This window comes from Cytobacillus oceanisediminis (assembly GCF_022811925.1).
Taxonomy (GTDB): Bacteria; Bacillota; Bacilli; order Bacillales; family Cytobacillaceae; genus Cytobacillus; species Cytobacillus oceanisediminis_D.
This window is the reverse complement of the sequence record NZ_CP065511.1, coordinates 2,921,592-2,945,822: the sequence shown is the minus strand read 5'-3', so window position 1 is coordinate 2,945,822 and position 24,231 is coordinate 2,921,592. Positions and strand designations below refer to the sequence as shown.

The 24,231-nt window shown below is 42.9% G+C and carries 23 protein-coding genes and 1 other RNA gene; 15 read left to right on the top strand and 9 right to left on the bottom strand.

The genetic code is table 11. The features are described 5' to 3' along the window. Positions 1-2: 2 nt before the first annotated feature. Positions 3-728: a helix-turn-helix domain-containing protein gene (locus IRB79_RS14900; protein WP_243503252.1), complete on the bottom strand. Its 726-nt coding sequence runs from the start codon at positions 726-728 to the stop codon at positions 3-5. 387 nt (positions 729-1,115) lie between these two features. On the opposite strand from IRB79_RS14900, the gene IRB79_RS14895 reads away from it, so the two are divergent. Further along, a complete protein-coding gene (locus tag IRB79_RS14895; RefSeq protein WP_243503251.1) occupies positions 1,116-4,631 on the top strand; it encodes a S8 family serine peptidase in 3,516 nt (1,171 codons plus the stop codon). 65 nt (positions 4,632-4,696) lie between these two features. Here the strand turns inward: IRB79_RS14895 and IRB79_RS14890 are convergent, their stop codons facing one another. After that, positions 4,697-5,899, bottom strand: coding sequence for an MFS transporter (locus IRB79_RS14890; RefSeq protein ID WP_243503250.1), 1,203 nt, complete (start codon positions 5,897-5,899; stop codon positions 4,697-4,699). A gap of 1 nt (position 5,900) precedes the next feature. After that, complete coding sequence (locus tag IRB79_RS14885; protein WP_431833434.1) at positions 5,901-6,329, bottom strand: MarR family winged helix-turn-helix transcriptional regulator; 429 nt, start codon at positions 6,327-6,329, stop codon at positions 5,901-5,903. A gap of 360 nt (positions 6,330-6,689) precedes the next feature. Between IRB79_RS14885 and IRB79_RS14880 the strand changes: the two genes are divergently transcribed. From IRB79_RS14880 to IRB79_RS14865, 4 genes are all read left to right on the top strand, one after another. Next, positions 6,690-7,409, top strand: coding sequence for a GTP pyrophosphokinase (locus IRB79_RS14880; protein ID WP_243503248.1), 720 nt, complete (start codon positions 6,690-6,692; stop codon positions 7,407-7,409). A 14-nt stretch (positions 7,410-7,423) separates the two neighbouring features. After that, positions 7,424-7,849: a DUF5392 family protein gene (locus IRB79_RS14875; RefSeq protein WP_243503247.1), complete on the top strand. Its 426-nt coding sequence runs from the start codon at positions 7,424-7,426 to the stop codon at positions 7,847-7,849. 13 nt (positions 7,850-7,862) lie between these two features. Then, the gene (locus IRB79_RS14870; RefSeq protein WP_243503246.1) at positions 7,863-8,471 is read left to right on the top strand and encodes a TetR/AcrR family transcriptional regulator; all 609 of its coding nucleotides are present in this window, start codon (positions 7,863-7,865) and stop codon (positions 8,469-8,471) included. A 122-nt stretch (positions 8,472-8,593) separates the two neighbouring features. Beyond that, positions 8,594-9,859 carry an L-lactate MFS transporter gene (locus IRB79_RS14865; protein WP_243503245.1) on the top strand — a complete coding sequence of 422 codons (1,266 nt, stop codon included), beginning with the start codon at positions 8,594-8,596 and terminating at the stop codon, positions 9,857-9,859. A gap of 41 nt (positions 9,860-9,900) precedes the next feature. Here IRB79_RS14865 and IRB79_RS28050 read toward each other — a convergent pair whose 3' ends face one another. From IRB79_RS28050 to IRB79_RS14845, 5 genes are all read right to left on the bottom strand, one after another. Next, on the bottom strand, positions 9,901-10,029 hold the full coding sequence (locus tag IRB79_RS28050; RefSeq protein ID WP_275720096.1) for a zinc ribbon-containing protein: 129 nt from the start codon (positions 10,027-10,029) through the stop codon (positions 9,901-9,903). Between the two features lie 12 nt (positions 10,030-10,041). After that, positions 10,042-10,257 carry a heavy-metal-associated domain-containing protein gene (locus IRB79_RS14860; protein WP_243503244.1) on the bottom strand — a complete coding sequence of 72 codons (216 nt, stop codon included), beginning with the start codon at positions 10,255-10,257 and terminating at the stop codon, positions 10,042-10,044. Positions 10,258-10,262: 5 nt separating this feature from the next. Further along, entirely contained in the window at positions 10,263-10,769 is a 507-nt protein-coding gene (locus IRB79_RS14855) for a helical membrane plugin domain-containing protein (protein ID WP_243503243.1), read from the bottom strand. After that, positions 10,744-13,734 carry a formate dehydrogenase subunit alpha gene (gene fdhF / locus IRB79_RS14850; protein WP_243503242.1) on the bottom strand — a complete coding sequence of 997 codons (2,991 nt, stop codon included), beginning with the start codon at positions 13,732-13,734 and terminating at the stop codon, positions 10,744-10,746. Before fdhF ends, IRB79_RS14855 begins: the two co-directional genes overlap by 26 nt. Before the next feature lie 824 nt (positions 13,735-14,558). Continuing rightward, positions 14,559-14,975 (bottom strand): hypothetical protein, encoded by a 417-nt coding sequence (locus IRB79_RS14845; protein ID WP_243503241.1) that lies wholly within the window; start codon positions 14,973-14,975, stop codon positions 14,559-14,561. A 140-nt stretch (positions 14,976-15,115) separates the two neighbouring features. On the opposite strand from IRB79_RS14845, the gene ssrS reads away from it, so the two are divergent. The 4 genes from ssrS (at position 15,116) to IRB79_RS14825 (ending at position 17,985) form a co-directional block, all read left to right on the top strand. Next, positions 15,116-15,312: non-coding RNA, 6S RNA (gene ssrS, locus IRB79_RS14840), on the top strand. A 104-nt stretch (positions 15,313-15,416) separates the two neighbouring features. Further along, positions 15,417-15,557 carry a hypothetical protein gene (locus IRB79_RS14835; RefSeq protein ID WP_243503240.1) on the top strand — a complete coding sequence of 47 codons (141 nt, stop codon included), beginning with the start codon at positions 15,417-15,419 and terminating at the stop codon, positions 15,555-15,557. Between the two features lie 105 nt (positions 15,558-15,662). Further along, on the top strand, positions 15,663-16,640 hold the full coding sequence (locus IRB79_RS14830) for a ring-cleaving dioxygenase (RefSeq protein WP_243503239.1): 978 nt from the start codon (positions 15,663-15,665) through the stop codon (positions 16,638-16,640). 106 nt (positions 16,641-16,746) lie between these two features. Next, the gene (locus tag IRB79_RS14825) at positions 16,747-17,985 is read left to right on the top strand and encodes an MFS transporter (RefSeq protein ID WP_243503238.1); all 1,239 of its coding nucleotides are present in this window, start codon (positions 16,747-16,749) and stop codon (positions 17,983-17,985) included. Between the two features lie 97 nt (positions 17,986-18,082). Here IRB79_RS14825 and IRB79_RS14820 read toward each other — a convergent pair whose 3' ends face one another. Next, a complete protein-coding gene (locus IRB79_RS14820) occupies positions 18,083-18,265 on the bottom strand; it encodes a YolD-like family protein (RefSeq protein WP_221880045.1) in 183 nt (60 codons plus the stop codon). A gap of 207 nt (positions 18,266-18,472) precedes the next feature. Between IRB79_RS14820 and IRB79_RS14815 the strand changes: the two genes are divergently transcribed. The 6 genes from IRB79_RS14815 (at position 18,473) to IRB79_RS14790 (ending at position 24,203) form a co-directional block, all read left to right on the top strand. Further along, on the top strand, positions 18,473-19,681 hold the full coding sequence (locus tag IRB79_RS14815) for an acyl-CoA dehydrogenase (protein WP_243503237.1): 1,209 nt from the start codon (positions 18,473-18,475) through the stop codon (positions 19,679-19,681). An 18-nt stretch (positions 19,682-19,699) separates the two neighbouring features. Beyond that, the gene (locus IRB79_RS14810; RefSeq protein ID WP_243503236.1) at positions 19,700-20,473 is read left to right on the top strand and encodes an SDR family oxidoreductase; all 774 of its coding nucleotides are present in this window, start codon (positions 19,700-19,702) and stop codon (positions 20,471-20,473) included. 27 nt (positions 20,474-20,500) lie between these two features. Next, positions 20,501-22,114: a long-chain-fatty-acid--CoA ligase gene (locus tag IRB79_RS14805; RefSeq protein WP_243503235.1), complete on the top strand. Its 1,614-nt coding sequence runs from the start codon at positions 20,501-20,503 to the stop codon at positions 22,112-22,114. A 51-nt stretch (positions 22,115-22,165) separates the two neighbouring features. Beyond that, the gene (locus IRB79_RS14800) at positions 22,166-22,729 is read left to right on the top strand and encodes a TetR/AcrR family transcriptional regulator (protein WP_243503234.1); all 564 of its coding nucleotides are present in this window, start codon (positions 22,166-22,168) and stop codon (positions 22,727-22,729) included. A gap of 176 nt (positions 22,730-22,905) precedes the next feature. Continuing rightward, the gene (locus tag IRB79_RS14795; protein WP_243503233.1) at positions 22,906-23,790 is read left to right on the top strand and encodes a 3-hydroxyacyl-CoA dehydrogenase family protein; all 885 of its coding nucleotides are present in this window, start codon (positions 22,906-22,908) and stop codon (positions 23,788-23,790) included. An 11-nt stretch (positions 23,791-23,801) separates the two neighbouring features. After that, entirely contained in the window at positions 23,802-24,203 is a 402-nt protein-coding gene (locus IRB79_RS14790; protein WP_243503232.1) for an acyl-CoA thioesterase, read from the top strand. Positions 24,204-24,231 lie beyond the last annotated feature (28 nt).

Genomic DNA, 24,231 nt, shown 5'->3' with positions numbered 1-24,231 from the left:
TGCTAAACGGTTTCTTCAAATTGGCAAAGGTCGTATGTACCCATTTGTATCAGTAAAACGGTTTCTGTATCAAGAATTCTTTTAAAATTATTGGTTTCCCGAAAATAGGATAGTGCAAGAGTGCCATAGTGATAGGCTTTTACCCTATCATTCATCAAATGGGAAGAGGTTGCGAGGTGAAAATAAAATTCATGGTTATTATATTCTTTAGGGTTAATATTCTTTAAATGGGCGATGGCTTCTTTGCAATTCTGTAAGTTTAGAAAATAAATGCTCCATGTATGCTCCAGAAGATTCCGTTCAAAACGATCCAGAGTGTTCCAGGCTTTTTGGCAGCTGTCTAAAAGCGATTTGCCTTTTTCGTGGTCTCCTTGCATCAGGTGGTAGCGAGCCAAAAGGATTGAATGAAAATATTTTGTTTCCGAAAAATGCAGGTAAGGATTTTGGGCTAATTCCTCTTTAATTAATTCTATATCTTCTTTTTGCTGTTTAACCATGGCATCCAGCCACTCATGAAGTTTAGTCTCCAGCATATCAAACTTTTCAAGCTCTTTTATAAGATCTATGTTCAGGCGTTTACAGATCAGATTTGTGATTTCGGACGAATATTGTGTATGTCCCCGCTCTATTTTACTGATATGAGTCACTGAACAAATCCCTTCGCCCAGCTGTGTTTGGGTCAAACCAGCCCGTTCCCGGTAATATTTTATAATTAAGCCTTCCTTCAAAACAGCATCCCCCCTGTGGTTCTGAATATTATCGTAGCATACCTTATCAGCTAGAAACAGATAGCCAGGAAATGTCAGATGTCTGTTTTTCCCAAAATATCTTGGGATATTATTCCTAAGAGGTTTTTAAAGATTTCAATTTGGGGTAATTTGAAAAAGCCTTTTTTACCAGAAAGTGAGGAAGCTAAAAGAAAATAGGTTAGGGAATGTGTCTTTTATACTGTTTAAATAGGAAGAGACCCTGCGATCTGGATATAAAGTTCTAAAATTAAACAGATACCTCCTTTTAGATTCCCCCAATTTACTTCTCTCAGACCCGGCTCTACAATTAATTTTATGAAAAGTTAAAAAATATTGAATTTTTCAAGGGGAAAGGGCGGGAGAGAAATGAAAGTGAAAAAAGGGGTACCCTATAAGGTGCTGGCTTCAGCATTGGCAGCAGCAATGCTATTCGGGGGGACAGTCTCGGCACAAGGAGCTCAGGATGATCAGATCGAGGCTCCAAGTGTTGAAGACATTGTTAAGCAGGGGCAGAAAATATTTTTGGAACAGCAATATCAGGCTGAAACAAAGGCCGTGGACAAGCTGGGATATAAGGATCTAAAAGAAAAAGGGTTAACGAAACCATATGAGCCAAATGAAATTTTACGTGTAATTGTTGAGGTCGAACAGCTGTCAGATACTGAAGAAACGAAACAAAGCAAAAAAAGTAAAATGAAGGCAAAACAAGACGAGGTTATTTCAGCGCTTTCCAAGAAAAAATCTTTCAAGAAAGTAAAGCATCGCTTTTTTGAGGGGTTTAATGGTTTCAGCCTGGAAACTGAGTTTCGTAATTTAAAAGAAATTCAGGCAATTCCTGGTGTCACTAACGTACATATTGCGAGAACATTCCAGCCATCCATGGGTGCCAGCAAGGAATTAGTGCAGGCACAGAAGGTCTGGGAGCAGCATGGCTTTGAAGGCGAAGGGCTGCTTGTTGCTGTAGTTGACTCCGGATTGGACTATACACACCAGGATATGACATTGACGGATGAAGGGAAAGACAAGCAGAAATGGTCTGAGGGAGGAATTCAGGCAAAACTCTCTGAAACGGCTATTAATGACGTCTGGTATAGTGACAAAGTGCCGACAGGCTATGACTGGGCCGATGAAGATACGGATGTCATACCCCGCGGACAGTATGGAAGTCCGCATGGCATGCATGTCGCCGGTACAGTAGGTGCTAATGGCGATGAGGAAAATGATGGAGTTAAGGGTATTGCTCCGGGTGTACAGTTATTAGCTGAAAAAGTATTTTCTGATAACGGCGGGGGAGCATATGAAGATGATATTATTGCTGGAATTGAACACGCTGTGGCAATGGGGGCTGATGTCATTAACATGAGTCTTGGCTCAGATGCCGGCTTTGTTGGAGAAGAAAATGATCCAATCCAAAAGTCAATCCGGGAAGCAACTGAGCAGGGTACCCTAGTGGTAGTTGCTGGAGGCAATTCATCTTACAGTACTAAAAATAATATTTTGGAGGCTTCTGCCAAGCCATATGCGGAAAATCCGGATATCGGCACTGTCGGAGAACCATCTGTCAGCCCGTTTGCTCTATCAGTAGCATCCTATGAAAATACTAAATTGCATATGAATGCACTTACTGATGAAAACAGTTTGCAGCTTCCATACCAGGATCAGACCCATGTAAACTTCAAGCTTTCAAAAGTTCTAACATCAGGAGAAAGCTATGAAATGGTATATGTAGGGGAAGGGAAGACGGCTGATTTTGCCGGAAAAGATGTTGCAGGCAAAATAGTCGTAGCAAAACCAAATCAAAAATATGGTTTATATTCATATGTACAATCTGAAGCCAGAAAAAATGGTGCCAAGGCGGTTATCCTTGTACCGCCTCATGACGAAGCTGATTATCCTTTCTTGTATTTTAGTCCATACTTAACCCCTGCAGCAACAACCAGCAAGGAGGACGGGAATGCTTTAATTTCGCAGCTGTCCAAGGGACAAACAGTGAAAATGCAGATGAGCAAAGGTGTTTGGGTGGATAATGCTGATAAAGATAACATGTCAGACTTTTCATCTTTTGGAACTCCGCATACGCTTGACTTCAAACCTGAGCTATCAGCACCAGGCGGGGGGATTTATTCCACTGTTCCCGGCAATGAATATGAAATCATGAGCGGTACGTCCATGGCAGCACCTCATGTCGCAGGCGGATCAGCTTTGCTGCTGCAGGCTTTATATGAAAAAGGATTGCCGCAATCCAAAGAGACGGCATTAAAAGCGAAAATCGCCTTAATGAATACGTCAAAAATCATTAAGGATCCGCGGGCAAACAGCCAAGTCCCTTACTCTCCACGCGTACAGGGATCCGGATTGATGCAAATACAAAATGCGATCAAAACACCTGTAATTGTCACAAATAATAACGCTCCTTTGGAACAGGCAGGAGCGATTGCTCTTAAGGAAATTACAGAAAACAAAACACACTTCAAATTGAATGTAGAAGCATTTCAGGATGCAGGCGTGAAAGATTTGGAATATAAAGTGTTCGTTGATGTTTTAACAGACGAAACTGAAACAAAAGAGTTTGACTTGGACAACGACGGTAATTTGGATGCCAAGGAATATTTAACAATGACCAGCAAGCGGATTTCAGTTGCTTCTGCCATCGTAAATGGTGAAAAAGTGACCGGCAAAGAAGGAAAAACGCTTAAAATTAAGCCAGGACAAAATAAGAGTCTGGATGTACAGATTCAATTGCCGGATAGCCTAAAAAAGGGCACATTTGTCGAAGGATATGTCCGTCTTGTGCCATCTGGGGAAAATAGCGATGCAGCTGTTTCGCTAACGGTACCATACATGGGCTATTATGGAGAATGGGACAAGCCGCAAAACCTTGACCCTGCTGCATGGGAGAAAGATGCTTTCTTAGGATATTCCGTGCTTTGGAACGATGAAGGCGCACGATTCCCAATGGGATATGACCCGTATACCGGAACCTTTAATATGGACCGCATTGTGATTTCTCCTAATGCTGTCTTGCCGGGTGTTTTCCCATCCTTTACAGCTCTCCGCAACTTACAAAAAACAGAAATGTACGTTGAGAATGATAAAGGTGAAATGATCAATTATTTAGGCGACTTCAGTGAATATACCGGCAAGCCATGGAAGTTCCGAAAAAATATTATGGCATTCGGGGATTATCTGATTTACGGCTATTTATGGGATGTTAAGAATCAAAATGGGCAATTCGTTGAGGATGGAACCTATCAGTATGTAATCAAAACAACACTTGATTACAAGGATGCCAAACCTCAGGAAGTAAGGCTTCCGGTTCACGTAGATTCAGTTGCACCAATAGTCTCGGATATTCAAGTACAGCCAAAGGACGGCCAATATGAGATTTCCTTCAAGTCAGAAGATAACGAAGGGGGTAGCGGCTATAATGGTGCAATCATCTGGTATAACGGGAAGTATATGCCGCTCGAACCTGGAAAAACTTCAGCCCTTGTAAAAGAAGAACCGAAGAGCGTTGTCGTAATGGGTGTCGACCATGCATTAAACCAGAGCTATGCTGTATGGGGAGATCCTTCCTATATAGATGAGGGGATGCTAGTGAGCTACTTCAGTGTTTATCCTAATAAAAATGTGAATGCAAACACGCCTGCCGGCATCAATGCATTTGCAAATAACCGTGTTAACTGGACAGTGAACATTAAAGATGAAGCAGGAAAAACCGTTGACACAATCAATGTGGAAAACGAACATGAAATTCACTTGAAGTGGACTCCAGACGCAGATCTTCCGAATGGGACTTACACCATTAGTGCGGATGTATCAAGTAAGCAGGGCTTTAAAGTGACCACGAGTCCTAAAACTGTTACAGTATTTCAGAACTAAAACGATTAAAAGCCATGGACGGTAAATAGGTCCATGGCTTTTTAATATTTTGCAATGGCTAAGGTTCAAGCTGAAACAGATGTGTTCAATTTTTTTAGAGCTGCAGCTTCTTTCTTCCCATGAAGGAAATAATATAAAATGGCTGATAATAAAACAAAGATTGCCATCATACCATAGAGTTTGCCATAGCCTGTAATCGGAATAATGAATCCCAGCAAATAAGGTCCAAATCCCAAGCCTGCATCAAGAAATATGAAGAAAGTTGATGTCGCAAGCCCCATCCGATGTGCAGGTGTCAGCTTGACGGCCACTGCCTGTGTGCAGGACTGCATGTTTCCAAAGCCCAGCCCAATTAGCGCTCCAGCCAATAGCAAAGTAAAACTGCTGTTTGCTGTACTAAGCACAAACATGCCTGCCGCAAATAAGATAAAAGCGGGGTACATAACATAATTTGCTCCTTTAAGATCCATCAGCCGCCCGGTAAATGGACGTGAAACCAGGACAGCGGCTGAGTAGATGAGAAAGAAAAAGCTCGCAGCCTTGATTAAATCGACTTCTATCGCATAAAAATTGATAAAAGAGAGGACCCCGGAATAACCAAATGCGATTGCCAGTGTGATAAATGCAATCGGGACTGCTTTTGGCTCTATAAAGCTGGAAATTTGGAAGCCTTGCTTTTTCACACCTGAGGTTTCAATTGCAGGAACATTTAAAAAGAAGGATGTAATCAGAGCAATGATGCCGATGGCCAGACAGAAGGCAAAAATCATTTGAAAAGAAACTTTTTGCATCATCAATAAGCCAATAAATGGCCCAACAGCTGTCGCCAGCGTTGTGCTCATGCTGAAGTAGCCAATTCCTTCTCCTTTGCGGGCTGCAGGAATAATTTGTGCAGCGATTGTCCCAGTCGCCGTACTCGCCACACCTAAAGCAATGCCGTGTATAAACCTCGTAATCAGCAAGAAAGCAATTCCGATGTTCACGAAATATAAAAGAGTCGTCAGCGTAAAAAAGATCAAACCGATATATAGTGTTTTCTTACGCCCGATGTTATCAATGGCTCGCCCGATATAAAGCCTGCCAATGAGCGTTCCAATAATAAAGATGCCCGTCACAAGCCCAGCCTGGCTAGTTGTGGCACTATAGTAATCCACTGCAAAGACAGCAATGGTCACCATCAGCAGATAGAAAATCAATGTTAAGAAAAAATTAACGGATGAAACGATCATAAAATCCTTTGTCCAAAGCTTCGGTATAGGCTGATCCAATTTATAACTCTCCCTGCATTAAATTTTTGCGGATTTCGCTCATCAGACGAATCCCTTCCAGCTGTTCCTCCTCTGAAATTCCTCTTAGAATTTCCTGTTCAAATTCATCAATAGTTGCGCGGACTTCCTGATAAACCTTCCTGCCAGTATCGGTCAGCTGCATTCTTTTTTCCCGTTTGTCTTTAGTCGCAACAGGTTCTAAATAGCCCATTTCCTCCAATTTTGCAATCGTCCTTGTCACCGTTGGTTTTTCAACGCCAAGATAATGTGAAAGCTCCACCAATGTACCGGAACCATCATTATTCAAGTAATACATGATGGACCATTGAGCCCGGTATAAAAGATGCTTGCTTAACACATTGTTCAGCCTATTCTCAAATGGGCGATACAATAGCACAAGCTGATGAAAAAACCGCTGAAATGTTTCGATCGTAAAAACCTCCCAATTTGGTTACTTTGAGTAATAGTTATCTAGAGTAACTAATTATATATTATACAGCTCTTACCGATGACATGTAAATAGGCTAGAGCTGTGCTTCCAAAACAGCTATCCATTGAATCAAAAGAAGGCAAATTTGTGACATTGTGTCACATTCAGTTGACGTATGACACGTTGTCATATACAATTCAATTGTAAGGATGACACTGTGTCATATCGAGGTGAAAGCATTGTCCAAGATTCAATTGCTTATTTCTAAATTGCAAAAACAGGGAGTAAATGCAGAAGTCTGCAAAAAGCCATCCAGTTTTAAGCCACCCAAAAATAAGGCAAAAATTCAAAGGAGTCCGTATGGTCACAAATACGCCTGAGCAAATTACACTGAAAGAACTAAGGACTGATTTAGTGCGTTTTAGGATGTCCTATAAGTTCGCATTGGAAGAAATAAACACGAAAATAAATATTCTGAAAGAAGAATTTCAGTATGTGCATGACTATAATCCAATTGAGCATGTAAAATCACGAATTAAATCTCCTGAAAGTATATTTAAAAAGCTTCAAAGGAAAAATTTGGTGATTTCTTTAGAATCCATTAAGCAAAATATTAGGGATATTGCGGGCGTCCGCATTACATGTTCCTTTGTATCAGATATTTATAAAATCAAAGCCATGCTTGAAAGCCAGAAAGATATAACCGTGCTCGAATGCAAAGATTATATTCAGCATCCAAAGCCAAATGGCTACCAGAGCCTTCATCTGATTGTCCAGATCCCCATTTTTATGTCTGACAGGGAAGAGCTGGTTCCTGTGGAGATTCAAATTCGGACGATTGCTATGGACTTCTGGGCGAGCCTCGAGCACAAGATTTACTACAAGTACAATAAAGAAATTCCGCAAAGAATAGTGAATGAACTGAAAGAGGCAGCTGACACGGCTTCACGCCTCGATCGGAAAATGGAGAACATCCATGATGAAATGATTGGCCTAAAACAGCTTGAAGATGATGAAGCCATGATTTTTTCCCCGGAAAGCCTGCAAATTCTGCTGGCCAATAAAGGGATTAAAACTTAAAGGAGACGAAATAGATGCAAGTGTGGACAGATATGCCAAATTTCGTAAAAAGAGAACTGGAGCAGCTTGAAGAAAAAGTATCCCCCATAATGAAAAAAGCATCCAGATATATTTTTTGGTCAACACCCTTGATTATTCTGTCATTAATCAATCTCATGACCTTAATTTTCACCGTGCAGGATGAGAAAACATCGCCGTTAACCATCCTGATTTACGCTATTATTGGTGCGCTCGGTTTCGCGCTTTCTAAAGAAGGGAAGCATCAGCAGCTGGAAATCCAAAAACTGAGCTCACAGTACATTAAAGAACGGATTACTAAAAGCCAATGGGCTTCTGAGCCTAATAAAAAGAGATATCAAGCACTGATCAATGAGAATCCCAGAAAGGCAGTCCCTTATTTTATCCAATTCTTAAAGGAGGAAAAAAGAGACTGGCAGTAAGGAGGAACCGAGCTTGCCCAAAATTACTTTTTTCAATTTGCCTGAAGACAAACGGGAAAACTTAGTCCATGCGGCCAAAAAGGAATTTGCCCGCGTCCCGCTTTATCAGGCATCCATATCCAATATCATAAAAGATGCCAAAATCCCGCGCGGCAGCTTTTATCAGTATTTTGACGACAAAGAAGATGCGTTTTTCTACTTATTGAATAGCCATGTTTCTTCTTATAAGCTTCACTTTCTGGAAACGCTGCGCAAAAGTAATGGCGATATTTTTGATGCGATGATCGATTTTTATACAACCATCATTACAGAGGAAAAAGAAAATCTGCAGTTTCTGAGGAATTTGTTTCTCAATATGACGCATCGAATCGAAAATGTTATGGCAAGAAGCTTCGGGGAAAATGACCTGAATGAGAATTTCAAGAAAATCAGCAACCTGATTAATAAGGAGCGGCTGAATTTTCAGGACGAGCATGAACTTTTTCATATGATGCAGATCATTTCCTCCGTCACATTTCATAATATCGTGAAAAAATTTGCGGGGGAACTGCCATTCGATGAAGCTGTAAATAATTACAGAACAGAAATCTATTTATTAAAAAAAGGGTTTATATCAGGATGATTTTCGGAAAGCCTGTCTCTAAAAGGATTAGAGACAGGCTTTTTTGGGAAGGTAAAAAATAGCATGGCGCTTATTCCTTATTAGGGGAATAAATAAAACAATATTTTGGAAAGGGGTTATTTATGGCGAATAAGAATAGATGGCTAATTGCCCTTTCAGCGGTTGCCATTCATTTATCAATTGGTTCGGTGTATGCGTACAGTGTTTATCAAAATCCCTTGAAAGAAACGCTGGGCTGGGAAAAAACAGACGTCTCACTTGCTTTTACCATTGCCATTTTTATTCTTGGGATTGCGGCAGCCTTTTTTGGCCGGTTTGTGGAAAAGCGGGGGCCAAGAGTTTCAGCCATGATTGCCGCAGTTTTCTTTGGAATAGGCATTATTGGCTCCGGCTTCGCCATTCAATTGGAGAATTATATCCTATTCTTGATTTTCTTCGGTGTCATTGGGGGACTGGGTCTCGGATTCGGCTATATTGCACCTGTCTCCACATTGGTTAAGTGGTTTCCTGACAGAAGGGGGCTTGCAACCGGAATGGCCGTTATGGGCTTCGGTGCAGGGGCCCTGATAACAAGCCCCATTGCAAGCAGATTAATGATTGCAACTTCGATTCCGACAACCTTCTATGTCCTGGGAATCAGTTATTTTATTCTGATGATTTTGGGATCACTTTATATCACAAAGCCGCCTGAAGGATGGGCACCAGAAGGAATGGAAGAGAACACGGAAGAGCGCCCGGTAAAGGCAGATCTGGCACAGCTGACTGCCAATGAAGCGATTAAGACCAAGCGTTTCTGGCTTCTTTGGATTATGATGTTCATCAATATTTCTGCAGGTATCATGATTCTCTCGGTTGCCGCACCAATGGCCCAGGAAATCACTGGAGCCAGTGCTATCACGGCTGCAAGCATCGTCGGCATAATGGGCCTCTTTAATGGAGGCGGAAGAATTGGCTGGGCATCTGCATCAGATTATCTTGGAAGAGGAAATACATATATGACCTTCTTCCTGATCCAGGTTGCTGCATTCTTCATTCTTCCATTCATCACAAACTCATTTATCTTTTCTGTATTCCTTTATATCATTGTTTCATGCTATGGAGGGGGATTTGCATCGCTTCCGGCCTTTATTGGAGACCTGTTTGGTACCAAACAGCTTGGCGCGATTCATGGTTATCTGCTTACCTCGTGGTCCATCGCCGGAGTGGTCGGCCCTATGCTCGTATCCAGCATATATGAAAATACGCAAAGCTATACGATTACTTTCTATGTATTTGGCACCATGCTTGCCATCGGCTTCATCGTCTCACTGCTGATGAAGCGCGACATTAAGAAAATCAGAACTGCGAAGATGCAAAAAAGAGCAAGCGGACAGCTTGTGACTGAATAAAGAGAAAAACTCCTGCCGGATTAGCTGGCAGGAGTTCTTTATTAATTTTCAAAGGAAAATGGATGAACACGGTCATTGGAGCAATCCGGGCAAATGATCAGCATATCAAAGCTGTATTCATCTTCCTCCGTTTCCTCCCTATGCCCGCAGATTTCACAGACTTTTGCCAAAGTAACACCCCCTTATTCATCACTTGATAGGATGTTATATCCGCAGTCTTTGATAGCCTGTTCAAAATCCAGGAAGGAGGCAGCATCTTCATCAAATGAAATGACTGCTTCGCCACTCATGGAATTCAGCTTAACTTTTCGGACACCCCAGACATCATTAAGAGCCTGGCTTAATTTTTCTTCATCCGCCTGATTCATGTTTTCTAATGAAACCGTCCGAGTAATCAAAGTAATCACTCTCCTGTTTTATAATGACTGTGCTCTTTTCCCATTTCCCTGCCCATTCCTTTGAGAAAACCAAGCGTAGAATTGATGGCAAGATTAATATCAGGATCGCGCAAGGCTTTCATAAGCCCGAGCACACCGGTCTTTTCATTCCTTTTCATCACTTCTGCGGATTCATCAAGGCCTTTAGTGACAGCACTCATCATGATATTCATCTGCTGTGGATCGAGGGAGCCAAGAAAATCGACGGTATTAAAACCGTTGCGGATGATATTGTGCATGTTCGGCTGGTTAACCTGGTCAATCGCAATGGCAGCCACTTTATCTTTCGAATGCAGAAATCCTTGAATAATATCAAGTATTCCGGATTTTTGCAGCTGTCCGATGATATCGATGGCATTTGAGATGGCCTCCCGGTTCTGGCTAAGTTGCGTTAAAAGACCAGCTATATCCTGTGCTTGTTCCTCCTGGGCTGAAGTCTGAACCAGCTCAATTTGCTTGATCGCTTTCGCCATCGTAGATCCCCTCCTTTTTCAGCATTTCCGGAATGGAAATGAAGTCGTCCCGGCTCCATTTTTTCTCTGTTTCTACCCCAATATGCGGCTGCGGGTTCCCAAACCTGAAATTGTGATGAGGAAGCGGTGGATCGCCGTCCCGTTCCAGCACTTCCATTTTCACCTGCATTTCCTTGTAGTTGGGCGTATGTGTAATTTTGTCATGATAGCTGCTGGTCAGCTTGTTGACTGCTCCCATTCCTTCAGTCGTATGCATTGGCAAATACAGTTCTTTTCCCTTGACCTGATCTGTCACCCAAACTTTTACTTTGACATGGCCGTAAGGGGAGGTGAGGCGCACAAGACTGCCTGATTTGATATTCCGTTCCTCAGCCAGCTCAGGAGAAACCTCCAGCCATAGCTCTGGCACCTTATAGGAAATGCCTTCGGATCGATAGGTCATATTGCCTTCATGGAAATGCTCCAGAATTCTTCCATTATTCAAGTGAAGGTCGTACTCCTCTCCGGCTTCAAAAGGAGGAGTCCAATCCACTGTGATTAAGCGGGCTTTTCCATCCGGAAAATGGAAATTTTCCTTGTAAAGCAAAGGTGTATCAGTTCCATCAGGAGCAACAGGCCATAAAAGGCTTTCCCAGTTTTCAAGTCGCTTGTAGCTGACACCGGCAAACACAGGCGAAAGCTTAGCGGCTTCATCCATGATTTCACCTGGATCTTTATAATTCCAGTTTGCGCCAAGCTTGCTGGCAAGCTCCTGAAAGATGAGCCAATCCGGTTTGCTGTCCCCAAGCGGCTCGAAAACTTTATTGAATCTTTGGATCCGCCGCTCTGTATTCGTGAAGGTTCCGTCTTTTTCAAGGCTTGGCGCTGCCGGCAGAATCACATCCGCAAATTGGGCCGTCTTGGAAAAGAAAATATCCTGCACGACAAAGAAATCCAGTTTTTCAAAAGCTTCGTGAACATAATTGATATTCGAATCCACAAGTCCCATCTCTTCCCCAAAAAGATACATACCCTTAACTTTGCCAGCCTGGATGGCTTCTACAATCTGATGATTGTTGAGACCAGGGTTTTTAGGGAGTTCAGTGCCCCAGGCTTGTTCAAAGCGGGTGCGGATTTCATCATTTTCAATTGGCTGATATCCCGGAAGCCAGGTAGGCATTGTGCCAAAATCACTCGCCCCTTGGACATTATTGTGGCCGCGCAGCGGGTAAGCTCCTGCACCCGGCTTGCCAAAATTGCCTGTAACTAAAAGAAGGTTGCTGATCGCGGTGCTTGTATCCGTACCGCCTAAGTGCTGCGTAACACCCATTGCCCATAAAATGCAAGTACCGTTTGCATCATGAATCATTTCAGCAATCCTGATTAAAGTTTCCTTTGAAATGCCGGTTACTTCCTCTGCATATTCAAGCGTGAATTTTTCAAGGGACTCAGTATATTCGTCCGCATGGTTGACTCGGGTGTTAAGGAATTCGCGGTCTTCCCACCCCTGATCGATAAAGTATTTAGTGACAGCCGAGAGCCAGACCAGATCCGTCCCCGGCTTCGGGTGGATATGCAAATCAGCCCGCTCTGCCAAATCATTTTTCCGAAGGTCGGCTACAATCAGCTTCTGGTCCGCCAATTTATGCGCCCGTTTAATTCGTGTTGCCAGAACAGGGTGTGATTCTGCCGGGTTAGCACCGACAACAATGATTAAATCCGAGCTTGCAATATCCTTCATCGTACCGGAATCACCTCCGATGCCGACTGTGCGGATAAGACCCATGGAGGCAGGTGTCTGACAGTATCTTGAACAATTATCAATGTTGTTCGTTTTAAAAATGGCCCTGGCAAGCTTTTGGAACAGATAGTTTTCCTCGTTGGAACATTTGGAAGATGCGATAAAACCAAGGGCATCCGGTCCATTTTGTTCTTTGATGTCAATGAATTTCTCTGCAATCAGAGAGAGGGCCTCATCCCATGTGGCTTCATAGAATTTTTCGCCTTTTCTGATGAGAGGCTTGGTGAGGCGCTCTTTGCTGTTCACAAAGCTCCAGCCGAATTTTCCTTTTACACAAGTCGAAATTCCATTAACAGGAGCTTCAGGCGACGGCTGTATTTTGAGAATTTCCCGGTCTTTCGTCCAAACCTCGAAGCTGCAGCCGACCCCGCAATACGTACAGACTGTTTTTGTCCGCTTAATACGGGCTTCCCGCATCGCTGCCTCTACATTGGAAATAGCAAAAATCTCTTTATAGCCAGGCTCAACTTCTTTCGTTAAATCAATCATCGGCTCAAGAAGAGGCTTTGGAATATTTGTGAGATAGCCGGCTTTGCCGAGCATCGATTTTTCCATTAATGCATTGCAGGGGCACACCGTCACACAATGGCCGCAGGATACGCAGGAGGATTCATTAATGGGCACATCATTATCCCAAATCACGCGCGGCTGCTCCCGGTCCCAGGCGATGCTCAGCACCTCGCTCACCTGCAGATCCTGGCATGCTTCTACACATAGCCCACAAAGAATGCACTGATCCGGTTCATACCGGTAAAAGGGGTTCGAAGTATCCTGAGGGTATGGCTTTGGCTTAAATTCATACTTCTGATGCTCAATCTTAAAATGCTCCGCTGTATTATGGACTACACAATTTCCATTATTGTTATCGCAAACCGTGCAATATAGCTCATGATTTTTCAAGATGCGGGACATTCCCTCAAGCTGGGCTTCCTTGGCCAGCTCCGAAACAGAACTTACTTTCATATTCGGCTCAGCCTTCGTCGCACAAGACCGTTTCAGCTCTCCATCAATCTCCACGTAGCATGTATCGCAAGTCTGAATGACGCCAACTCCCAAATCCGGCTGGGAAGAACAAATCCCCGGGAGAAAATGATTATGATTCCGCGCTGCCTCAAAAATCGACTGACCCGGTTTTGCTTCGATTTCCTTTTCATCCAGGAAAAAAGTAAATTTTCCTCCGTCCATTCTGCACCACCTATTCATTCGTCCTATTTAAAAAGTATTTGTTAAAAGTGGGAAATGTATTACAAAATGGTCGGAATTGGCAGGAGGCGAATGAGGAGAGAAAGTGGGCGCTATGGATCAAAAGGTCAAGACTTAGGTGATTCATGAAGTCCGAAATTGGAGAGACGAAAAAAAATAGTCGTCATTGAGCAGTCATGAAGCCAAAAATTAAGAGAGAGCGGAGAAAACGGTTGTCATAGAGGAGTCATGAAGCCAAAAATTAAGAGAGAGCGGAGAAAACGGTCGCCATAAAGGGTCGATGAAGCCCAAAATTGGAGAGGCGAGAAGAAAATGGTCGCCATTGAGGGTTGATAAAGCCCAAAAATGGAGAGGAGAGGAGAAAACGGTCGCCATAGAGGCTCGATGTAACCCAAAATTGGAGAGGCGAGGAGAAAATGGTCGTCATAGAGCATTCATGAAGCCCAGAAATGGAGAGACGAGGAGAAAACGGTCGCCATAGAGGGTCGATGAAGCCCAAAATTGGAGAGGCGAGAAGAAAACGGTCGCCATAGAGGGTCGATGAAGCCCAAAATTGGAGAGGCGAGAAGAAAACGGTCGCCATTGAGGGTTGATAAAGCCCAAAAATGGAGAGGAGAGGAGAAAACGGTCGCCATAGAGGCTCGATGTAACCCAAAATTGGAGAGGCGAGGAGAAAATGGTCGTCATAGAGCATTCATGAAGCCCAAAAATGGAGAGACGAGGAGAAAACGGTCGCCATAAAGAATTCATGAAGTCCAAAGCAGAACAAAACTAAAACAGTAAAGGTTTCATGGCATATCTGCTTTTTAGTTATTAATTAGGAGTTCTTTTAGGATTTGGGCATTTTCTTTGTCTAAGGTTCCTAATGCATTTTTTTCTCTGTGAAAAATCTCTGCAGATCCATCTTCCTTGCTGAACCATATTGAGTACTCAGTCAATCTTTCTGGCATATTTTTATCATAAGTAAAGAATAAAGTGGCTATCACATCTTCTTTTTCAGTCATCTGGGGCTTTATGTTGGCGTTCCATTCAATTCTTGAGATTATTTTTCTTAAGGATTTAATCTTTTCTTTTTCAGTTATGATGAATTCTTTTTCCCTTTTTTCTTCTGAGATGTCAACTCTAGTCAGCTGGTTCAGGTCAAACTCATTTGAGGCATCGTTTGAACATCCGATTAGAAGTAAGATGGTAATAATAGATATAATCATAGGGCTTTTTTTCATTTGAAATCCTCCGATTGTTCACTAGTGTAAAATATATTCAACAATCACTGTTCAACACCTTCTTAAAATTTGTTTTTTCACATACTAAAATGACTGAGCATGCCCATTGAAAAATCCGCCAACATCCGTTAATATATAAATACAAGCTGCATTGTTCGTAATCATAATAAAGTTTTAACCTTTAAGCTGTAAAAGGGAGTTTTACATTGAAACGGGAATGACAGGCCTCCGTCTATAAGACAAGGAGGACAGGCAGGAATGTTTCTGCGAACACCCACTTTGAGGAGTGGTGGTTTAAAACTTTCTTATCATTATTTACGGCAATGGCGGCTGTACATACGTAAAAAAAGCCAGTTCCCAAGGGGAGCTGGTTTTTTTGCGTTTAGAAATCAAAATTCTGGTTAAACCAAGATAAACGACACATTAACAGGAGATGGAATAATGAAAGAAATTACGGAAAAGAGATATTGCGAAGTCTGCGGAAAAGAAACTGTCCAGATCGCCAGGGAAGATGCACTGGAAATTGAATACATCTGCAAGGAATGCAATCATGAGGAAGACATCATTAAATCCTTTTTCTAAAGCCCCAGGTTATATTGACACCATCAGTAAGCCGTGATAAAGTAAAATTATCTCGAATTAAAGATATTTTACTTTAAGATAAATAACAAAGGGGAGGAAATCCACTTGAATCAATTAAAAGGTATTCACCATGTTACAGCAATTACAAGCAGTGCGGAAAAAAATTATGAGTTTTTCACTTATACATTAGGAATGCGTTTAGTAAAGAAGACCGTAAATCAGGATGACATTCAAACGTATCACCTATTTTTTGCAGATGATAAAGGAAGTCCGGGTACAGACATGACATTCTTTGATTTTCCGGGTATTCCGCAGGGTTCTCATGGAACGGATGAAATATCGAAAACTTCATTCCGGGTTCCGACAGATGAAGCACTCGATTATTGGGTGAAACGGTTTGACCGCTTAGAGGTTCCTCATTCCGGCATCAAGGAGCAGTTCGGCAAGAAAACCCTGTCATTCACAGATTTCGATGATCAAAAATACCAAATGATCTCGGATGAAACCAATAAAGGAGTACCATCAGGCACACCTTGGCAGAAAGGTCCCATTCCGCTTGAATACGCGATCACTGGTCTCGGACCGCTTTTTGTAAGGGTAGCTCAATTTGATTATTTTAAGGAAATGATGGAAAAGGTGCTGCACTTTAAGGAAATTGCTCAAGAAGGAGATTTCCATTTATTCGAAGTGGGTGAAGGAGGAAATGGAGCACAGGTTGTAGTGGAATATAACCCGTCTCTTCCCCAGGCACGCCAGGGTTATGGAACAGTCCATCACGCAGCATTCCGCGTGGAAGATAAATCTGTTCTCGAGGAATGGGATCAGCATTTGAGAGGCTTTGGCTTCCAGACTTCAGGGTTTGTAGATCGCTTCTTCTTCGGTTCTTTATATTCGAGGGTTGCTCCGCAGATTTTATTTGAATTCGCGACGGATGGTCCTGGATTCATGGGTGACGAGCCTTATGAAACACTTGGGGAAAAACTCTCCCTGCCGCCATTCCTGGAGCCGAAAAGAGAACAAATCGAAAGCTATGTCCGTCCAATCGATACAGTAAGAAGCACGAAGGATTTTGTAAAAGAATAACTAAGCCAAAGGCACCTGTATTCCACTGCTTTAACGCAGTGGAGGACAGCTGCCTTTTTTTAGCGTATAATGGAGGGTATTCTTTAGAAAATAGGAGCAGAGGGCAGTGGAGAAACATAACAGCAAATACAGGTGGCTTGTCTTTGGCGCGGTTTTATTTACTTACTTTTTAATCGTTAGCCAAAGGACAGCTCCTGGCTTAATTACTGATCAATTAATGAAGGAATTCGGCGTGACAGCTGCGGCTATTGGGCTCCTGACAAGCATCCAATTTTTCGCCTATGCCAGCCTGCAGGTTCCCATTGGAATATTATCCGACCGTTTTGGACCTAATGCATTTTTAATCGCCGGAACTCTTCTAAACGGAATCGGCACTTTATTATTCAGCTTTGCAGCGAATGAATACATCCTTTTCGCGGCAAGGATGCTAGTTGGAATAGGTGATGCGACGATCTGGATTAATGTTGTCATCATTTTAGGCAGATGGTTTAAGGTAAATGAATTTGTAAAATTGCTTGGTTTTGCAGGCATGTCCGGGAGCTTTGGATTTTTGCTCGCGACTGTGCCATTTTCCATTTGGATTTCCATATGGGGCTGGCGCATTCCATTTTTGGCGGTGGGCATTATTTTGACAATCCTTGCCATACTGCTGTATATAATCTTAATCTGGCAGCCTTCACGAATGGGAATGGAACCCAAGAAAAGGTCAGTTAAGAACAAGTCCAGAGAAAAAACAGCAAGTATAATCAAAAGAATTTTTTCTGACCGTCAGGCATGGGCCACGTTTTTGTGTCACTTTGGCGTGGTTGGCACTTATGTTGGCTTCATCGGATCATGGGCAGTGCCATATGGAATGGAAATGTATAATCTGACCCGTTCCGAATCCAGCCAGCTAGTCATGATTGGACTGATTGGGGCAATTATTGGTGCTCCTTTAATGAGCTTCATATCAGGACGGATGGGCAGCATTAAACGCCCTTATCTTTTTGCACACGTAATCGTGGTTCTGGGATGGGCAGTTTTTCTTGTATTCCAAGGCAAACCTCCATATCCGCTCCTCATTGTTCTTTTCCTGATCATGGGTTATGGGAATGGGGCAAGTACACTGACGTTCGCGATTGTGAGAAAATCGTTTGACATTAGAGATGTGGGTGTCGTTTCAGGTTTTGCCAACACCGGCGGCTTTCTGAGCGCAGTTTTGCTGCCATTTATTTTCGGAAAAGTTTTGGATACATTTGAAGCAGGATACCAGTATGGATTTATTATTCCAGTCATCTTTTCATTGATTGGACTGATGGGCGCAGGGTTAATAAAGGAAAAAGAACGCGCATCGGTTAAGAGCTAATTTTTAACAGCTGAATACTTGCCTCCAAACAAAAATATCCCGCTGAAGATGCTCTCGGCGGGATTTCTATGTTTAAGAAATGGGCTTAATCGATAGTTTAATAAATAGCTTTTATCTCTGAAAGGCTAATCAGTAATACTTTTTGTTTTTCATCCTTCAGAAATAACTTTTGGGCACGAGGGTCAATTTTATGGACACTCCCTTTTAATGTTTTAAGGGATCCATTTTTATAGAAATCCACATTTATTAATTTATTTGTAGCAAGCATTTTTAGAAACATGGTAGATTCTCCTTTTATATTAATTCCATATTAGCTGAGAAACTTTAATCTTTTTAAGATGAGGTTAACAAATAATGTTGATAGGTTAAAAGAAAGTAAAAACTGTTTATAGTGAATTTTCAGAATAAATGGTTGATTATTTCTGCAGATTGTTTATACTAAACTTGTAACATACCGACCGGTCAGTTAGTGAAGGAGGGATGGAATTTGGATTTTTCATACTCATCAAAAGTACAGGAGCTCATAAGGAAATTAAATGTGTTTATGGATGAAAACGTTTATCCGAACGAATCATTGTATGAACAGCAATTGAATGAACAGGAAAACCGCTGGAATGCTATTCCGCCCATTATGGAAGAGCTGAAACGCAAGGCGAAAGATGCTGGGTTATGGAACTTATTTTTACCGGAAAGCGAGTATGGCGCAGGACTCAGGAACGTGGAATATGCTCCACTTTGCGAAATTATGGGGCGTTCGATGATTGCACCGGAGATTTTCAATTGCAATGCACCTGATACCGGCAACATGGAAGTGCTCGCAAGATATGGCACCGATCAGCAAAAAAGTGATTGGCTGCAGCCTCTATTAGAAGGGAAAATACGATCTTGTTTTTCCATGACAGAGCCGGATGCAGCCTCTTCTGATGCCACAAATATTGAAGCACGGATTGAAAGGCAAGGAAAAGAGTATGTCATTAATGGACGGAAGTGGTGGTCCTCAGGTGCGGGAGATCCGAGATGCCGGATAGCGATCGTCATGGGAAAAACCGATCCAGCTGCCAGCCGTCATGAACAGCAATCTATGGTTCTCGTTCCTCTGGATACGCCAGGAGTAAAAATAGAGAGGATGCTTCCGGTGTTTGGCTATGATCATGCTCCCCATGGTCATGCTGAAATTACATACGACAATGTCAGAGTTCCCGCTGAAAATATGATTTGGGGCGAAGGGAAAGGGTTTGCCATTGCACAGGGAAGGCTTGGTCCAGGACGCATCCACCATTGCATGAGGCTAATAGGGGCAGCAGAGCGTGCTCTTGAAGAATTATGTAAGCGTGTACAAAATCGCATCGCCTTTGGAAAACCGCTCTCTTGTCAGGGAGTCATCCGGGAATGGATTGCGGATTCCCGAATTGAAATTGAGCAGGCAAGACTATTAACGCTTAAAGCGGCCCATATGATGGATACAGTCGGTAATAAAGTGGCGAAAACAGAGATTGCTATGATCAAAGTTGTGGCCCCATCCATGGCCCTTAAGGTAATTGACCGTGCGATTCAGGCTTTTGGCGCGGCAGGAGTCTCTGAGGATGTTCCGCTTGCGGCATTGTGGGCAAATGCCAGAACGCTGAGACTGGCTGACGGACCAGATGAAGTCCATCGGGCACAGATTGCTAAGCTTGAGTTAAAAAAATACCAATAGGAGAAAGCAGGGAGCCATATGAACGTGATGGATTTATTTGACCTAACCGGGAAAACGGCACTGATTACTGGAGGCGGGCGAGGGCTTGGTGCACAGATTGCAGAAAGCTTTGCCGAGGCAGGCGCAAATATCGTTCTTTGTTCAAGAAAGGTGGAGGCATGTCAGGAAACAGCTGATCGTCTTGCAAAACATGGCGTGAAAACATTAGCTCTATCCTGTGACATAAGCAAACCGGAGGATGTCCATAAAGTGATCGAAGGAACGGTTAAGGAATTTGGAAGCATCGATATTCTTGTCAACAACAGCGGTGCCACCTGGGGGGCACCTGCCGAGGAGATGCCACTTGAAGCCTGGCATAAAGTCATCAATGTGAATGTGACAGGGACGTTTTTAATGAGCCAGGCTGCAGGTAAGATCATGATTGAACAAAAGTCAGGAAAAATCATTAATATTGCCTCAGTTGCCGGACTTGGCGGCACTGATCCCCGGGTGATGGATACGATCGGATATAACACAAGTAAAGGCGCTGTTATTACGATGACAAAGGATCTGGCTGTAAAATGGGGCAGGTACGGCATCAATGTGAATGCTATTGCGCCAGGTTTTTTCCCGACTAAAATGTCAGCAGCGATTATTGAGCAGGGGAAAAATCCAATTCTGGAGGCAACACCTCTCAGACGCTTTGGTTCTGATGATGATTTGAAAGGCGCCGCTTTGTTCCTGGCTTCTAATGCTTCAAATTATGTGACGGGAGACGTATTAATCGTCGATGGAGGAACACATGCAATGTAAAAACGGAAAATTTTGGAGGGGTTTATAATGAGCGAGAAGAAAACCTGGCATGCCCGCTATTCTGAATCAATTGCAGCCGAAGTAAGCATTCCGAGCAAGTCGATGCCTGAGATGCTGCAGGAAGTTACAGCGATGTATCCGCAGAATACAGCTTTATCTTTTTATGGCCGAAAAATGATTTATGCGGAACTTCAAAAAGCCGTCTATGGATTTGCTGCATCACTGCAGAAAAATGGTGTTCAAAAAGGCGACCGTGTTGCCATCATGCTGCCCAATTGCCCGCAATATGTGATTGCTTATTATGGCACCCTTGCAGCAGGCGCGATCGTTACTCAAGTGAACCCGATGCTGGTTGAGCGCGAGATTGAGTATATCATGAATGATTCGGGTGCTGAAACCCTTGTCGTTTTTGATGCTTTATATCCACGCGTAAAAGGGGTACAGAGCAAAACGAAATTAAGAAATGTAATTGTTGTCAGCCTCCAGCAATCAGATGCAGATTTTTCGTCTGATAAAACGTTTGAAGGTTTTTTACAGGAAGGCAAAGGACAATTCACCCCGGTAAACATTGAGCCTGAACTGGATATAGCCGTCCTTCAATATACTGGCGGTACAACGGGCCGATCTAAAGGAGCCATGCTGACACATCACAATGTTCTCGCAAATGTGGTTCAGTCCTATGAATTTTTTAAAGAAAGAACCAAAATAGGCGGGGAAAAATTCTTAACCGTCATTCCGCTGTTCCACGTTTTTGGAATGACTGCCTGTATGAACTTTGCCATTTATACCGCCAATGAATCTATTTTATTGCCACGCTTTGATTTGGAGGAAGTGTTAAATACAATTAGAAATGAGCAGCCATCTGTATTTCCAGGTGTTCCAACCATGTATGTGGCAATCACCAATCACCCACGTGCAGAGGAATATGGCATTGACAGCATTGAAACCTGCAATAGCGGCAGCGCGCCAATGCCTGTCGAACTGCTGCGTGATTTTGAAAGAAAGACAGGAGCAAAAATACTCGAAGGCTATGGCTTATCCGAAGCTTCCCCAGTAACCCACTGCAATCCGCCTTTTTCAGAACGTAAGCCTGGAAGCGTCGGAATCGGTTTTCCTTCAACTGATTATAAAGTAGTCGATTTGGCCACAGGAACAGAAGAAGTTCCGAATGGAGAACTCGGTGAGGTCATCATCAAGGGACCGCAGATTATGAAAGGATATTGGAATATGCCTGAGGAGACGGCCGTTACATTACGGGATGGATGGCTCTACACCGGTGATATTGCGAGAATGGATGATGACGGTTTCCTTTATATTGTCGACCGTAAGAAAGACCTGATTATTGCAAGCGGGTATAATATTTATCCTCGCGATATTGAGGAAGTGCTCTATGAGCATCCTGCAGTTCAGGAGGCCGTAGTCATTGGTGTCCCGGATGCGTACCGGGGTGAAACAGTAAAAGCTTTCGTCGTGCTGAAAGCTGGCAAAACGACGACAGAAGAAGAAATCATTTCATATTGCAAGCAGAACCTGGCTGCCTATAAAATCCCATCGGCCATAGAATTCCGCCATGAGCTTCCAAAGACAAATGTCGGAAAAATCCTTCGTCGAGCTTTGCGGGATGAGGTCCGGAGTCACTGATTTTTATGATATAATTCAGTCGATATTTTCTAACAGAAGCGGGGACTAACATTGAAAGAAAAAATTACTGAAAAGAGCATCCGGCTATTTGATCAGAAAGGATTCAGCGAGACATCGATTCAGGATATTGTCGACAGCATTGGTGTGACGAAAGGGACGTTTTATTACTATTTTTCCAGCAAAGAAGAACTTTTGATGGACATCCATCTTCGCTACATTGATGACATGCTGGCTAATCAGCACGAAATCCTCGGGGATGATTCAAAATCCAGCAAAGACAAACTCTTTGCGATTGTGCAAATGCTGCTCAGTAATATAAAAACACAGGGAGCCAGCGCGAAAGTCTTTTTTAGGGAAATGCGCAACCTCAGTGAGGAAAGCTTATCGGAAATCATTCCGAAAAGAGATCAGTTCAGGCTGAATATCGAAAAACTAATAGAAGAAGGCAAACAGAACGGAGAGTTCCGTGCGAATCTCAACTCTCCGATTATTGCCTTTGGCATCCTGGGCGTCACCAACTGGAGCTATCAGTGGTTCAATCCGGATGGATCTATATCTGACCGGGAAGTGGCAGGGATATTTACGGAAATGATTTTAAAAGGAATCGAGATTTAGATATCCGCGAATTTTTCAATATATCGGCGAAAATTTTATATTTATCCGCGAATTCTTGAATATAACCGCGAAATTTTGATTTTATCCGCGAATTCCATTTTTCACAGTAAGAGAGGATGTCTCACAGCCTCTCTTACTCTTAACATACCAACTGGTCAGTATAAGGAGGAGAAAAGATGAATGCAAATGATGTTAAGCAAATTACCGTTATCGGTGCCGGGCAGATGGGCCACCAGATCGGAATGCTGTGTGCGCTGGGAGGATTTGAAACGATTATCCAGGATTTAAACGAAAACGCATTGCAGGATGCTGAGGCAAAGCTTCAAACGATTATCTCTAAATGGGTCTCCAAGGGCAAACTAGCAGAAGATGCTAAAGCTTCTGCATTTAATAGGCTGCGCTTTTCCACCAGCCTTGAAGAAAGTATAAGGAACTCCGACTTGATTATTGAAGCAGTAACAGAAAGACTTGATGTAAAAAAAGAGGTCTTCAGCAAGCTGGAGCAGTATGCCCCTCCACATGCCATTTTTGCGACCAATAGTTCAACAATCGTAAATAGTTTAATAGCTGGTGAAACGGAGCGGCCAGAAAAAGTCGTTAATATGCATTTCTTCTTCCCGCCTCTCGTTATGGATTGTGTGGAAGTAGTAATGAGTGAACAGACATCTGAAGAAACCGCACAAATAGCTATGGAAGTCTGTAAAAAAATCAACAGGACAGCCGTCCTTCTGAAAAAGGAGATTTCCGGATTCGTAGCAAACCGCATTCTCGGTGCGCTCCAAAAGGAGGCAGTGGCTCTGTATGAACAGGGGATTGCAGACTATAAAGATATTGATATCATCTGCCGGAAAGCATTGAATAACCCAATCGGCCCTTTTGAGCTCATGGATTTATCCGGATTGGATGTCGCCTATTATGTAATGGATCAGCGTTATCGCGAGACGGGAGATCCTGCTGATAAACCCTTCGACTGTGTTGCCGAAAAAGTGAAAAGAGGAGAATTGGGCAGAAAGACAGGCAGGGGATGGTACGAGTATCCTTCAAACAAGATTAAGAGTTAAGGGGTGGCGCCATGCATGAAATGCAGGTAACAGTGAGGTTTTGCGAGACTGATGCACTTGGCCATGTCAACAATACAAGTTATTTTATTTACCTTGAAGAAGCGCGAGTGAAATATTTCGAGACGCTTGGCTACAGCATGGATGTGAAAAAATGGAGCTTTATCCTGGCCTCGACTAAGTGTGACTTTCTAAGCCAGGGGTATTTCAACCAAATCCTTACGGTGAAAACGCGGGTATCAAGGATTGGCACCAAAAGCTTTCAGCTGGATCATGAAATTGTCTGCACCCAGACGGGTGATCTCATTGCCAAAGGGAGCGCCGTAATCGTCTATTTTGATTTCGGCAAACAGGAAAGTGCTGTCATACCTGATCTTCTCCGGGAAGGTCTTAACCAAAATTTAAGGGAAACATAAATTCAAAAATCTGAATTTTCTTTTAAAA